This is a genomic window from Burkholderia sp. HI2714, from assembly GCF_002223085.1.
Taxonomy (GTDB): Bacteria; Pseudomonadota; Gammaproteobacteria; order Burkholderiales; family Burkholderiaceae; genus Burkholderia; species Burkholderia lata_D.
The window spans coordinates 349,102-361,630 of record NZ_NKFM01000035.1 but is presented as its reverse complement, the minus strand read 5'-3'; the positions used below and the strand labels follow the sequence as shown (position 1 = coordinate 361,630).

Genomic DNA, 12,529 nt, shown 5'->3' with positions numbered 1-12,529 from the left:
CGCGTAATCCCGGTATCGCAAAAAGCCCTTGACCGCGATTTTCAGTCGTTGTGAAATATTGATACGATGTTTTAATGATTAAAACAAACGCACGAGACGCTTCGAGAAACTAGGTAAAGAACCTGATCCCCATGCTGACGTTTAATTGCAACAACGCGACTGCCGGCGCATCGCTTGCGTATTTCGTCGCGACGCCGACTGTGCCGGCCCTGCCGATCGTCGTCGACTCGCCGCACAGCGGCATCGCGTATCCGCCTGACTTCGCCACCATTGCGCCCGATGACGCGATCCGCACGACGTGGGACGCGTACATCGACGAACTGTGGGCCGGCACGCCCGCGCGTGGCGGCACGCTGCTCGGCGCGACGTTTCCGCGCGCATACATCGATCCGAACCGCGCGGAAACCGACATCGACGCGATGCTGCTCGCCGAGCCGTGGCCCGAGCCGCTTGCGCCGCAGCCGTACACGCAGCGCGGGATGGGGCTGATCCGGCGCGACGCGCTGCCCGGCGTGCCGCTGTACGACCGCAAGCTGTCGCTCGAAGAAGTACGCAACCGGATCGACGCGTACTACCTGCCGTACCGCCGCGCGCTCGCCGGCATCGCCGAGCCGCTGCACGCCGCGCACGCCGCGCTGTGGCATATCGACTGCCATTCGATGAAGTCGCGCGGCAACGCGATGAACGTCGACGCGGGCGAATGGCGGCCGGACGTCGTCGTCAGCGACCGGCGCGGCACGACCGCGGATCCGGCCTTCACCGGGTGGACCGCGCAGTGGTTCGCCGACGCCGGCTATCGCGTGCAGGTCAACGACCCGTACCAGGGCGGCGACCTGCTGACCGCGCTCGCCGATCCCGCACGGCAGCGCCACAGCATCCAGATCGAATTCAACCGCGCGCTGTACATGGACGAGGCCGCATTCGCGAAACACGCGGGCTTCGCCACGCTGAAGCGCTCGGTCGACGCGTACCTCGATGCACTCGCCGATTACGTCCGCGCGCGCATCGCGCCGCAGGGAGACCCCGCATGACGACCTATATCGTCGACGCCGTCGACAGCGCGCTGAAGCTGCTGACCTACGTGGCCGAACACCCGAACCTCGGCGTGACCGAGCTCGCATCGCAGCTCGGCATCAACAAGTCACGCACGTACCGGATGCTGTGCACGCTCGAACTGCACCGCTTCGTCGTGCAGGACCCGCGCACGTCCACCTATGCGCTCGGCCCGCAGGCGTTCGTGATCGGCGTGGCGGCGTCGCAGCAGAACGCGCTCGTGCGCGCCGCGCACCGGCACATGCTCGCGCTCAACCAGGCGATCAACGAGACCATCGTGCTGCGCGTGCGCGAAGGGCTCGAATCGGTGTGCGTCGCGCGGTGCGAAACGACGCACACGGTGCGTACCGTCGGCGCGGTCGGCAATCGCCGGCCAATCAATTTCGGCGCATCGGGCAAGGTGCTGCTCGCGTTCGCGCCCGACCCGGTGCGCGACGAATATCTCGCGCAACTGCGCAGGAACGGGCAGGCCGACGATCCGGCGAAGCTCGCCGGCGAACTCGACGCGGTCGCGCGCAAGGGCTACGCGGTGAGCAGCGGCGAGGTGACGCCCGGCGCGGTCGGGATCGCGGTGCCGGTGCGCGACCTGACCGGCGCGACAGTCGCGTCGGTCAGCGTGACGGGGCCCGAGGTGCGCGTGAGCCACGCCGACATCCCCGACTATCTCGAGCGCCTGCAGGCATGCAGCCTCGCCATTTCCGCCGAACTCGGCTACGTCCCGGCGCGCGCCGCGCTGCAACCGGCCTGACGGCCCGCTTCTTCTTCGACGAGGATCCGATGTCCGCCTCTTCTCCGAACCCTGCCGGCGCACGCGCCTCCGACGCCACCCCGCTTGCGGCACCGGCTGATGCAGCGACCCACGACGCGGCCGGCAATGCGCCCGGCGACGCATCGGCCCACGCCGGCCGCGCGCCGCATCCGCGCGGCAAGATGCTGCATCCGGTCGTGATGATGCTGTGGGTGCTGGCGGTCGCGATCGCACTCACCTGGATCGTCGATTCCGGCCGCTTCGAGCGCAACGGCCGGCTCGTCGTGCCGGGCACCTATCACGTGGTGCCGAAGACCACAGCGCTCACGACGCTCGTTGCACCAACAATCAGCCACAGCACGCCCACGCATGCGATGCCCGCGAGCCTCGTCTCGGCATTCGTCGCGATACCGGAAGGATTGCTGAAGAACGCGCCGCTGATCGTGATGGTGATGTTCGTCGGCGGGATGTTCGGCGTGATGCGCCGCACCGGTGTGGTCGATGCGGGCATCGACCGGCTGCTGCAGCTCACCGGCAACAATGTGTACCTGCTCACGCCGATGCTGATGATCCTGATCGGGCTCGGCAGCACGCTGCTCGGCTTCATCTCCGAGTATCTCGTGATCATTCCGATGGTCGTCGTGATCGCGCGGCGCCTGGGTCTCTCCGACCTCTACGCGGTCGCACTGGTCGCGCTTGCCGCGAAGATCGGCTATATCGCATCGGTCACGAACCCGCTCGCACTGGCCGTCGCGCAGCCGCTGGTCGGCGTGCCGCTGTTCAGCGGCGTGGCGCTGCGCGCGGCCGTGTTCGTCGTTTTCCTGACGATCGGCATCCTGTACCTGCTGCGCTACGTGCGCAGCACCGGCTATCGCGCCGGACAGACCGCAACCGGCCACGCCGCGGACGCAACCGCGAAGCTGTCGCTGCGCCACAAGGCGACACTGGTCGTGTTCGCAGCGGCGGTCGCGATGCTGATCTACGGCACGCGCGAACTGAAGTGGGGCAACATCGAGCTGGCGGCGTTCTACACGGCCGTGAGCATCGTGACGGCCATCATCGGCGGGCTCGATTCGCGCAGCGCGGCGGACGCGTTCGTCGACGGGATGAAGAACATGATCCTCGCGGCGCTGCTGATGGGGCTCGCAGCGTCCGTCGAACTGCTGCTGCAGAACAGCCTCGTGCTCGACACGCTGATCAATTTCTTCACGCGACTCGCGGACGGGCAGTCGCCGGTGTGGGTCGCGAACGGGCTGATGGGGGTGCAGATGGTGCTCGACGTGTTCATTCCGTCGGTGTCGGGCAAGGCCGCGGTCAGCATGCCGATCATCGGGCCGATCGCGCAGCTGTCGGGCGTGAGCGGCCAGACGTCGGTGCTCGCGTTCGTGCTCGGCGGCGGGCTGACGAACCTCGTCACGCCGACGTCCGGGATGCTGCTCGCGTATCTGGCTACCGCACGCGTCGATTTCGGTGCGTGGATCCGCTTCGTGCTGCCGCTGTTCCTGGCGCTGCTCGCACTGTCGTGCGTCGTGCTGACGTTCGCGGTGTGGATCGGGTATTGAGGTTCACGGCAGGGTCTGCGGAATGCACGTGCTCTTCGCGGTGCGGAGAGCACACCGCCGTCCGGTATCGATGGCCGCGGCGGGCATCGCAACGCGATACCGCCACCGAATGCGCCGCTCAAGCCACCTCGACCACCCGGCCAAACGCCCGCTCGTCGATCGCCTCGGCGAGCGTCGCGAACGCGGTCGCGATCTCGTCCTCCGGCACGCACGCATACCCGAGCAGCAACCCCGACGCCGCACGTTCGCGGTCCGCGTAATACCCGGACAACGGCCGCACGACGATATTGCGTTCGAGCGCGGCCTGCGCGACCGCGCGATCGTCGACGCCTGCCGGCAACTGCGTGACCAGATGCAGCCCCGCATCGCTGCCGAGCGCGTGCAGCGTGTTGCCGTAGCGCTGCGCGACCGCGTCGAGCAGCACCTCGCGGCGCTGCCCATACAACGTACGCATCTTGCGGATATGCGACACGAAGTGCCCTTCCGCGATGAATTCGGCCAGCACCGCCTGCTGCAGCAACTGCCCTTCGCGATACAGCTCGGCGCTGGCGGTCGCGAAACTTTCCGCGAGCGGCTCCGGTGCAACCAGGTAGCCGACCCGCAGCCCCGGGAACAGCGTCTTGCCGAAGCTGCCGACATAGATCACCTGCCCGGCCGTATCGAGCCCCTGCAGCGACGCGAGCGGCCGGCTGCCGTAGCGGAATTCGCTGTCGTAGTCGTCCTCGATGATCCAGCAGCCGTGCTGGCGCGCGTATTCGAGCAGCATCCGCCGCCGCGCGAGGCTCATCACCATCCCGAGCGGATACTGGTGCGACGGCGTGACGAGCATCAGCTTCGGCGGTTCGGCGAGATCGGCGGCCGATGGCGCGATGCCTTCGTCGTCGACCGGAATCGGCCGCGTCGTCAGCCCCGACACGTTCAGCACGCTACGCACGCCCCAGTAGCACGGATCCTCGGTCCAGATCGCGTCGCCCGGGTCGGTCAAGAGCCGCACCGCGAGGTCGATCGACTGGTGGATCCCGGTCGTGATCACGATCTGCTCGGGCGTGCAGCGCACCGAGCGCGACGTGCGCAGGTAGTCGGCCAGCGCCTCGCGCAGCAGCGCGAGCCCGCCGCCCGGCGCGTAGGTCAGCAGGTCGGGACGCAGGCGCCGCCAGTACTTGTTGTGCAGCCGCGTCCACACGCGCGCCGGAAATCGCGACACATCGGGCACGCCCGGCATGAACGCGCCGCCCTGCCGCTTCGACACGCCGGCGCCTTCGACGAGCCGCGTGCCGCGCGCGGACAGCCGCCGCGCGGAGGCCTGCACGAGCGCCGGGCGCGCGGCGGCCGCGTCGGGCGGCGCGCCAACGATCTCGTCCGGCGCGCTGTCGGCGACGAACGTGCCGCGGCCGGTCGCCGAGTTCACGTAGCCTTCGAGCGCAAGCTGTTCGTAAACCTGCGTGACCGTGTTGCGGGCGATCCCGAGTTCGGCGGCCAGGAGCCGCGACGACGGCACGCGCGTGCCGGCCGGCAGTTCGCGCGACAGGATCGCCTGTTGCAGCAGCCGGTGAAGCTGCCGGTAGATCGGCTGTTCGCCGCCGCGCACGAGGCGCTGCGCCAGCCAGTCCGACAACACGCTCGCGCGCATGATTGGCTCCTGAATATTTATTGAAATGGCTCTGATTGCCAGAGCCAAATGTGATTATAGTCGCCTCCATGGGCTGTCGAAGCGCCCGATTTTCACCTCACCGGAAAGAACATCAAGGAGATGACCGTGAAGAATGCCGACCTGCAGGCCCGCAAGAACGCCGCCACCCCGCGCGGCGTTGGCGTGATGTGCGATTTCTACGCAGCCCGCGCCGAGAACGCGGAACTGTGGGATGTCGAAGGCCGCCGCTTCATCGATTTCGCCGCCGGCATCGCGGTGCTGAACACCGGCCACCGCCACCCGAAGATCGTCAAGGCGATCGCGGATCAGCTGAACAACTTCACGCACACCGCTTACCAGATCGTCCCGTACGCGTCGTACGTCGAGCTGGCTGAGAAGATCAACGACCGCGCGCCGGGCGATTTCCCGAAGAAGACCGCGTTCTTCACGACCGGCGCCGAAGCCGTCGAGAACGCGATCAAGATCGCGCGTGCAGCGACCGGCCGTCCGGGCGTCATCGCCTTCTCGGGCGGCTTCCACGGCCGCACGATGATGGGCATGGCGCTGACCGGCAAGGTCGCCCCGTACAAGCTGAACTTCGGCCCGTTCCCGGGCGACGTGTTCCACGCCCCGTACCCGAACGCCGTGCACGGCGTGACGACCGCCGACTCGATCAAGGCGATCGAGATGCTGTTCAAGGCCGACATCGATCCGAAGCGCGTCGCCGCGATCATCTTCGAACCGGTCCAGGGCGAAGGCGGCTTCAACCCGGCGCCGGCCGAGTTCGTGCGCGCGCTGCGCAAGATCTGTAACGAACACGGCATCCTGCTGATCGCCGACGAAGTGCAGACGGGCTTCGCGCGTACCGGCAAGCTGTTCGCGATGCAGCACTACGACGTGCTGGCCGACCTGATCACGATGGCGAAGAGCCTCGCGGGCGGCATGCCGCTGTCGGGCGTCGTCGGCCGTGCGGACGTGATGGACGCGGCGGCTCCGGGCGGCCTCGGCGGCACGTACGCGGGCAACCCGCTGGCCGTCGCGTCGGCGCACGCGGTGCTCGAGATCATCGACGAAGAGAAGCTGTGCGAGCGCGCGACGCAACTCGGCGACGTGCTGAAGGCGAAGCTGAACGCGCTGCAGGCCGACGTGCCGCAGATCGCCGACGTGCGCGGCCCGGGCGCGATGATCGCGGTCGAGTTCCTGAAGCCGGGTTCGGGCGAGCCGGATGCGGAATTCACGAAGCGCGTGCAGACGCGTGCGCTCGAGCGCGGCCTGCTGCTGCTCGTGTGCGGCGTGTACTCGAACGTCGTGCGCTTCCTGTTCCCGCTGACGATCCCGCAAGCCGTGTTCGACGAAGCGCTCGTGATCCTCGAGGAAGTGCTGAAGGAAACGGTCGGCGTGCCGGCCTGAGTGTCCGCCGACTTCATCCACTGAATGCGCCGCCGCCGTCTTCATGACGGCGGCGGCCGTTTCATCCGTCCTTTTCGAAGCAGGTGATTCATATGAGCACTGTGCAGGAAACCCTGGCACTGAAAGACCCGTCGCTGTTCCGTCAGCAGGCGTACGTCAACGGCGAATGGCAAGGCGCGACGAACGGCGAGACGTTCGAAGTCCGCAACCCGGCGACGGGCGGCCTGCTCGGCACGGTGCCGGCGATGGGCACGGCCGAAACGCGTCACGCGATCGAAGCCGCGAACGCCGCATGGCCGGCGTGGCGCAAGAAGACCGCGAAGGAACGTGCGGTCGTCCTGCGCAAGTGGCACGACCTGATGATGGAAAACGCCGACGATCTCGCGCTGATCCTGACCACCGAGCAGGGCAAGTCGCTGGCCGAAGCGAAGGGCGAGATCGGCTACGCGGCATCGTTCCTCGAGTGGTTCGCGGAAGAAGGCAAGCGCGTGTACGGCGACACGATCCCGACGCCGGCGAGCGACAAGCGCATCGTCGTGACGAAGGAAGCGATCGGCGTGTGCGCGGCGATCACGCCGTGGAACTTCCCGGCGGCGATGATCACGCGCAAGGTCGGCCCGGCACTCGCGGCGGGCTGCCCGATCGTCGTGAAGCCGGCCGAGGCGACGCCGTTCTCCGCGCTCGCGATGGCCGTGCTGGCCGAGCGCGCGGGCGTGCCGGCCGGCGTGTTCAGCGTCGTCACGGGCGACCCGAAGGCGATCGGCGGCGAGCTGACGTCGAACCCGATCGTGCGCAAGCTGTCGTTCACGGGCTCGACGCCGGTCGGCCGCCTGCTGATGTCGCAATGCGCGGCGACGGTCAAGAAGGTGTCGCTGGAGCTCGGCGGCAACGCACCGTTCATCGTGTTCGACGACGCCGATCTCGATGCGGCCGTGCAGGGCGCGATCGCGTCGAAGTACCGCAACAGCGGCCAGACCTGCGTGTGCACGAACCGCTTCTACGTGCATGAAGCCGTGTACGACCAGTTCGCGCAGAAGCTCGCGGCAGCCGTCGGCCAGCTGAAGGTGGGCCGCGGCACGGAGCCGGGCGTTACGCAAGGCCCGCTGATCAACGAAGCCGCCGTGTTGAAGGTCGAGGCGCACATCGAGGACGCGCTCGCGAAGGGTGCGACCGTCGTGACGGGCGGCAAGCGCCACGCACTCGGCCACGGCTTCTTCGAGCCGACCGTGCTGACGGGTGTCACGCCGGCGATGAAGGTCGCGAAGGAAGAGACGTTCGGGCCGCTCGCGCCGCTGTTCAAGTTCGGCAGCGACGATGAAGTGATCCGCCTCGCGAACGATACCGAGTTCGGCCTGGCCGCGTACTTCTACAGCCGCGACATCGGCCGCGTGTGGAAGGTGGCGGAAGCGCTCGAATACGGGATGGTCGGCGTGAACACGGGCCTGATCTCGAACGAAGTCGCGCCGTTCGGTGGCGTGAAGCAGTCGGGCCTCGGCCGCGAAGGCTCGCACTACGGCATCGACGACTACGTCGTGATCAAGTACCTCTGCCTCGCCGTCTGACGGTTCGGGGCCTGCCGCTTCGGTGACAGGCCCTGACCGCCCGGCCGGAACCGGGCGGTCCGACGCGGGCCGGTACCCCTCTCCGCCGTGCCCGCGTCATCTCCCCCTCCTCTCCTCCCCCTTTCCCTTCCCCCTCACCGTTTCACGGGACCGCGATCACCGCATCGGCTTTGGTCGAACGGCTGACCACCGTCATCGCGCCACACCAGGCCCGCCACGCCCCTCCTCTCGCACAAAGCCGAAAAACGAAAGCCATCCCGACATCGGTACAAGCCTGCACCCACCAACCTTTCAAATTTGATACGATTCAATTTCATTTTGAAAGATTCCGGGATGCCGGACCGAGGTTGCCGGCGCCCGGCGCGAACGTGGTTCGACCGACTGCGCACCAGGCGCAGGCGGTCGTCGTGGTTCTTCGAGCCACGCTCAACGAGGATGCTGTTCATGGAAAGCCACGTAGGATCAACGTGCCTGCGCGCCCAACTCAAGCGGGGGCTGCTCGAGATCAGAGTCGACGCCGCCGCCCTGCCCCCCGCGAACCTGTTCGGTTTCGCGGAGCGCCGGAATCCCAAGCGAGCATTCCTCTTCGTATCCAAGGTCCTGGGCCGCCACATCCCGGTGCGCCCGTCGATCATGGCGGCGAGCTTCGAGCGCCTCGCGGCCGGAATTCCGGCGGACCTGCCCGGACCGGTACTGGTGATCGGCATGGCCGAAACCGCAGTGGGCCTCGGTGCCGGCGTGCACCGCGCCTATCGTGCGGGCCGCCCTGACAGCGTGTACCTCACCAGTACCCGTCATCCGCTGGGTACCCGCGTCTTTGCTCGATTCGAGGAAGAACACAGCCATGCGAGCGCTCATCTGATCCACTTGCCGGTCGATCCCGAGATTCGTGACCTGATGCTGAAGGCTCGATCGCTGATCCTGGTCGATGACGAAGCCTCCACCGGCAAGACCTTCCTGAACCTGCACCGCGCGCTGGTCGAAGCAGGTCTGAGCAACGTCCAGCGAGTGGTGACCTGCGTCCTGACGGACTGGACTGCCGGTGCCGCTCGTCACGCCATCGGGGAACCGGTCACCGCGGTATCGCTGCTGACCGGCGCCTACCAGTTCCACGAGGATCAGTCGGCGCCCCTCCCGGACATGCCGAACGTCGGCACCGTTTCCATGGGCGAATGGCCTCTCTCGCCCTGCAATGACTGGGGACGTCTGGGCGTTCGGGATGTGGACGACACGCTCGCGCCGGACGTTCAGGTCCAGCCCGGCGAGAAAGTCATTGTCGTCGGTACCGGCGAGTTCGTCTGGCGTCCTTTTCTGCTGGCGGAACGCCTGGAGCGATCTGGCGCGGATGTCCACTTCAGCTCGACCTCGCGGTCCCCCATCGCCCTGGGCCACGCCATCGAGCACGCGCTGTCGTTCCCCGACAACTACGGCCTCGGTATTCCGAACTTCCTCTACAACGTGAAGCCCGGTCAGTTCGACCGGGTCCTGATCTGCACGGAAACCCCCGCCCAGGCACTCCCTGTGGAACTCGTCGACGCACTGAACGCAGAGGTGATTGTCGATGAGCGGTAACCGTCCCCTGGCATTCGTCGACCTCGACGACACCCTGTTCCAGACCGCCCGCAAGATGGCTGAAGGTGTCCCGCGCACGGCAGCCACGCTGGACGTGCACGGTCAGCCAAACGGCTTCATGGACCCAGTCCAGCACGCGTTCATCACGTGGCTGCTCGCCACCGCCGACGTCGTTCCGGTCACCGCGCGCAGCGTGGAGGCATACGGCCGCGTCATGCTTCCCTTCACCGAAGGCGCAATCTGCTCGCATGGCGGCGTCATGCTCCGCCCCGACGGGTTACGCGATCGAAGCTGGCACGGGCGAATGGCCGAGGCCCTCCAGAGCGTTCAGGACCGACTGCCGGCACTGTGCGAGGCCACGCTGGCGATCGGCAGGGAACTCGGCTACTCACTCCGCGGCTGGGTGGTGGAAGAAGAAGGCTTGCGCCAATACGTCGTGGTCAAGCACAACGCGTCCGACGACGCGGTGCTCGCCGAGGTGCTGGCCGGCGTTCGGTCCCGGCGCATGGTGGACGGCATGCACGTTCACGCCAACGGCAACAACCTCGCCTTCCTGCCAACGGGGCTGGCCAAGCGCGCGGCCGTTCACGAGTGGTTGCGCCGCGACCGTGAGAGCCACGGCGAGCGACCGGTCCTGGGCTTCGGCGACAGCATCACCGATCTGGGGTACATGGACCTCTGCCACATGTGGGCGACACCGGCGCGCAGCCAGCTTGCGAATTGGGTGACGGGGACGATCCATGGGTAATCGCCTCGCGAGCCTGAACACCGTCGGCAGCGGCAGCTACGCCGCCGAAGACGTGCACTTCCTTCTGCGACACGTGCGGATGAGCGTCACCGACATCGAGGAGAAGGAGCGCCTGATTCAGACGAATCAAAAACACTACTCGGAAATGATCGGCCTCGAGCAGGCGCCCTCCGACGTGCACAAGCTCCTTTATGCCCGCGCGCTGCTGCAGAACGGCGCCCGCATGGCTTCGGATGTGCAGTCCCTGGCGATGGCGCTGAGCGCCGCCTACACCGGGCCGGACGTCGCCCTGGTCTCGTTTGTTCGCGCCGGCCTGCCGCTTGGCGTGCTGCTGCGCCGGGCACTCGTGGAGATGGGGCGCGACGCCCGCCACTACGGGATCAGCATCATTCGCGATCGCGGGATCGACACGGTTGCGCTGGAAGCCATCATCCGGCTGCATGGCGCCGAAAACATCGTCTTCGTCGATGGCTGGACCGGCAAGGGCGCCATTTCAGGCGAGCTCGCACGGACCCTCGCGGACGACACGCGCTTCCCCGAAGGTCCGCGCCTCGTGGTTCTGGCCGATCCTTGCGGCCGCGCGTGGCTGGCGGCCTCCGCGCAAGACTGGACCATTCCGTCCGGCATTCTCGGCGCAACCGTTTCCGGGCTGGTGTCCCGCTCCATCTGGCCGACTCAAGGCGGGCTGCATGGTTGCGTGGTCTACGAACACCTGCGCGAACACGATGTCACGCGCGAGTTCATCGACAGGATCGACGCCGAACGTCGGGCCCTTGCAGACGCCCGACCTGCCGCTCCATGGACCAACGATCAGCGACTGACGCTCCAGGCGTCCGCGGACGGCGTGGTGTCCGCGTTGGCAACCCGCTTCGACATCGGCAACCTGAACCGCGTGAAACCGGGTATCGCCGAGGCAACCCGAGCGGTCCTGCGCCGTGTGCCGGATCGTGTGCTGGTACGTGACCGCAATGACAGCGACGTTCAGTTGCTGCTGCACCTCACCGAACGCGCGGGCGTGACCGTCGAGGAAGCGGGCGCCGATCTGGGTCCGTACTGCGCGGTCACAATCATTCGGAGCGCGAATTGATTAAGACCATCTCTCCGTTCGCCCTCGGCGCGACGCTGTACATGCCGGCCACCCGCAGCGACATTCTGGATGTGGTTTCCGGCACCAGGCTCCCGGAGCTGCGCTCGCTGGTGGTCTGCCTGGAAGACGCGGTGGCGGCAATCGACGTCGACGGCGCGCTGGCGAACCTGCGGGCGCTCCTCGTGAATATCGATGCCCGGGGTGGGCGCGCCGAATCCGGTCCCTTGCTGTTCGTTCGGCCACGTGACGCCGCGATGGCGGCGGTACTGAACGACTGGCCGCTGATGAAGCACGTCGACGGGTTCGTCGTACCCAAGTTGACGCTGCGATCCCTTTCATCGTGGGAAAACGCGGTCAGTCATCCTGACCTGTACCTCATGCCGACACTGGAGACGGCCGACGTTTACGACCCGGGCGCAATGGTAGAGCTTGGCTCGGCCCTGAAGGCCAACCTGAACCGACGCATCATCGCGCTGCGAATCGGCGGCAACGACCTGATGGGTTGTCTTGGTCTGCGGCGCAATCCGGCCACCACGCTCTACAGCACGCCCCTCAGCTACGTGATTCCCATGCTTGCCGGAATCATGGGGGCCCAGGGCTTTGCCCTGACCGCGCCCGTCTTCGAGCAACTCGCCACGCCCCATCTCCTGAACGAGGAGCTGGAACTGGACATCGCTCATGGCCTGGTAGGGAAGACGGCCATTCACCCGAGCCAGATCCGCATCATCCAGGAGGCGCTGCGCGTGAGCCTCGAGGACTTCAACTGCGCCACGCTGATCGTCAACGAGGCGGCCCCTGCCGTTTTCAAGCACAACGACGCGATGTGCGAGCCGGCAACCCACTACAAGTGGGCGGTCAACATCCTCGAACGCGCCAAGTGGCACGGCGTGAAGCCCACCGCCCCGAGTAATGGCGAGCACGGCGTCCGACTGGCGGAGGCCGGCTGATGAGCGTGGAAATGCGTGAGGCTGCCCTCAAAGGCGCACGGTCTACCGTCCGCCGGCTCGATGTCGGCCGAGTAGCAGCAGCGACCCGCATCCGGACCGCGAGTGAGCGGCTGCCGCGCAACACGATTCATGGCGACGCTTTCCCCGTGTGGCGGCAATCCCGCTCGCGGTTTAGCAAAGCCGGGGACTCTGGAATGTGACTCCGTCCGA

Annotated in this window: 11 protein-coding genes; 9 read left to right on the top strand and 2 right to left on the bottom strand. The window is 67.0% G+C overall.

The window, feature by feature from the left end; all coding sequences use genetic code 11:
• Positions 1-131 precede the first annotated feature (131 nt).
• Genes CFB82_RS19655 through CFB82_RS19645 form a run of 3 tightly spaced genes read left to right on the top strand, consistent with a single transcriptional unit; the run spans position 132 to position 3,363 of the window.
• The gene (locus tag CFB82_RS19655; RefSeq protein WP_089484917.1) at positions 132-1,031 is read left to right on the top strand and encodes an N-formylglutamate amidohydrolase; all 900 of its coding nucleotides are present in this window, start codon (positions 132-134) and stop codon (positions 1,029-1,031) included.
• Complete coding sequence (locus CFB82_RS19650; RefSeq protein ID WP_089484916.1) at positions 1,028-1,801, top strand: IclR family transcriptional regulator; 774 nt, start codon at positions 1,028-1,030, stop codon at positions 1,799-1,801. The genes CFB82_RS19655 and CFB82_RS19650 overlap by 4 nt, the downstream gene beginning before the upstream one ends.
• A 29-nt stretch (positions 1,802-1,830) precedes the next feature.
• The gene (locus CFB82_RS19645; RefSeq protein ID WP_089484915.1) at positions 1,831-3,363 is read left to right on the top strand and encodes a YfcC family protein; all 1,533 of its coding nucleotides are present in this window, start codon (positions 1,831-1,833) and stop codon (positions 3,361-3,363) included.
• Between the two features lie 118 nt (positions 3,364-3,481).
• Here CFB82_RS19645 and pdxR read toward each other — a convergent pair whose 3' ends face one another.
• A complete protein-coding gene (gene pdxR, locus CFB82_RS19640; RefSeq protein ID WP_089448503.1) occupies positions 3,482-4,993 on the bottom strand; it encodes a MocR-like pyridoxine biosynthesis transcription factor PdxR in 1,512 nt (503 codons plus the stop codon).
• A 126-nt stretch (positions 4,994-5,119) separates the two neighbouring features.
• Between pdxR and CFB82_RS19635 the strand changes: the two genes are divergently transcribed.
• Entirely contained in the window at positions 5,120-6,403 is a 1,284-nt protein-coding gene (locus CFB82_RS19635; protein ID WP_083266220.1) for a 4-aminobutyrate--2-oxoglutarate transaminase, read from the top strand.
• A 92-nt stretch (positions 6,404-6,495) separates the two neighbouring features.
• Positions 6,496-7,965, top strand: coding sequence for an NADP-dependent succinate-semialdehyde dehydrogenase (gene gabD, locus CFB82_RS19630; RefSeq protein WP_021156413.1), 1,470 nt, complete (start codon positions 6,496-6,498; stop codon positions 7,963-7,965).
• Positions 7,966-8,099: 134 nt separating this feature from the next.
• On the opposite strand, the gene CFB82_RS42285 is transcribed toward gabD, so the two are convergent.
• A complete protein-coding gene (locus CFB82_RS42285; protein WP_143750936.1) occupies positions 8,100-8,411 on the bottom strand; it encodes a hypothetical protein in 312 nt (103 codons plus the stop codon).
• Between CFB82_RS42285 and CFB82_RS19625 the strand changes: the two genes are divergently transcribed.
• Genes CFB82_RS19625 through CFB82_RS19610 form a run of 4 tightly spaced genes read left to right on the top strand, consistent with a single transcriptional unit; the run spans position 8,410 to position 12,319 of the window.
• Positions 8,410-9,537 (top strand): phosphoribosyltransferase domain-containing protein, encoded by a 1,128-nt coding sequence (locus tag CFB82_RS19625; RefSeq protein WP_089448709.1) that lies wholly within the window; start codon positions 8,410-8,412, stop codon positions 9,535-9,537. The genes CFB82_RS42285 and CFB82_RS19625 overlap by 2 nt on opposite strands.
• The gene (locus CFB82_RS19620; RefSeq protein ID WP_089484914.1) at positions 9,527-10,285 is read left to right on the top strand and encodes a trehalose phosphatase; all 759 of its coding nucleotides are present in this window, start codon (positions 9,527-9,529) and stop codon (positions 10,283-10,285) included. The genes CFB82_RS19625 and CFB82_RS19620 overlap by 11 nt, the downstream gene beginning before the upstream one ends.
• Positions 10,278-11,372, top strand: a complete 1,095-nt coding sequence (locus CFB82_RS19615) for a cysteine protease StiP domain-containing protein (protein ID WP_089484913.1) — start codon at positions 10,278-10,280, stop codon at positions 11,370-11,372. Before CFB82_RS19620 ends, CFB82_RS19615 begins: the two co-directional genes overlap by 8 nt.
• Positions 11,369-12,319 carry an HpcH/HpaI aldolase/citrate lyase family protein gene (locus CFB82_RS19610; RefSeq protein WP_256990389.1) on the top strand — a complete coding sequence of 317 codons (951 nt, stop codon included), beginning with the start codon at positions 11,369-11,371 and terminating at the stop codon, positions 12,317-12,319. The genes CFB82_RS19615 and CFB82_RS19610 overlap by 4 nt, the downstream gene beginning before the upstream one ends.
• Positions 12,320-12,529 lie beyond the last annotated feature (210 nt).

What these genes read in the sequence shown, in the direction of transcription:
- CFB82_RS42285 (WP_143750936.1), bottom strand. Translation starts at nt 8,411, where the DNA reads ATGAACAGCATCCTCGTTGAGCGTGGCTCGAAGAACCACGACGACCGC.
- pdxR (WP_089448503.1), bottom strand. Translation starts at nt 4,993, where the DNA reads ATGCGCGCGAGCGTGTTGTCGGACTGGCTGGCGCAGCGCCTCGTGCGC.
- CFB82_RS19650 (WP_089484916.1), top strand. Translation starts at nt 1,028, where the DNA reads ATGACGACCTATATCGTCGACGCCGTCGACAGCGCGCTGAAGCTGCTG.
- CFB82_RS19645 (WP_089484915.1), top strand. Translation starts at nt 1,831, where the DNA reads ATGTCCGCCTCTTCTCCGAACCCTGCCGGCGCACGCGCCTCCGACGCC.
- CFB82_RS19615 (WP_089484913.1), top strand. Translation starts at nt 10,278, where the DNA reads ATGGGTAATCGCCTCGCGAGCCTGAACACCGTCGGCAGCGGCAGCTAC.
- CFB82_RS19620 (WP_089484914.1), top strand. Translation starts at nt 9,527, where the DNA reads ATGAGCGGTAACCGTCCCCTGGCATTCGTCGACCTCGACGACACCCTG.
- gabD (WP_021156413.1), top strand. Translation starts at nt 6,496, where the DNA reads ATGAGCACTGTGCAGGAAACCCTGGCACTGAAAGACCCGTCGCTGTTC.
- CFB82_RS19655 (WP_089484917.1), top strand. Translation starts at nt 132, where the DNA reads ATGCTGACGTTTAATTGCAACAACGCGACTGCCGGCGCATCGCTTGCG.
- CFB82_RS19625 (WP_089448709.1), top strand. Translation starts at nt 8,410, where the DNA reads ATGGAAAGCCACGTAGGATCAACGTGCCTGCGCGCCCAACTCAAGCGG.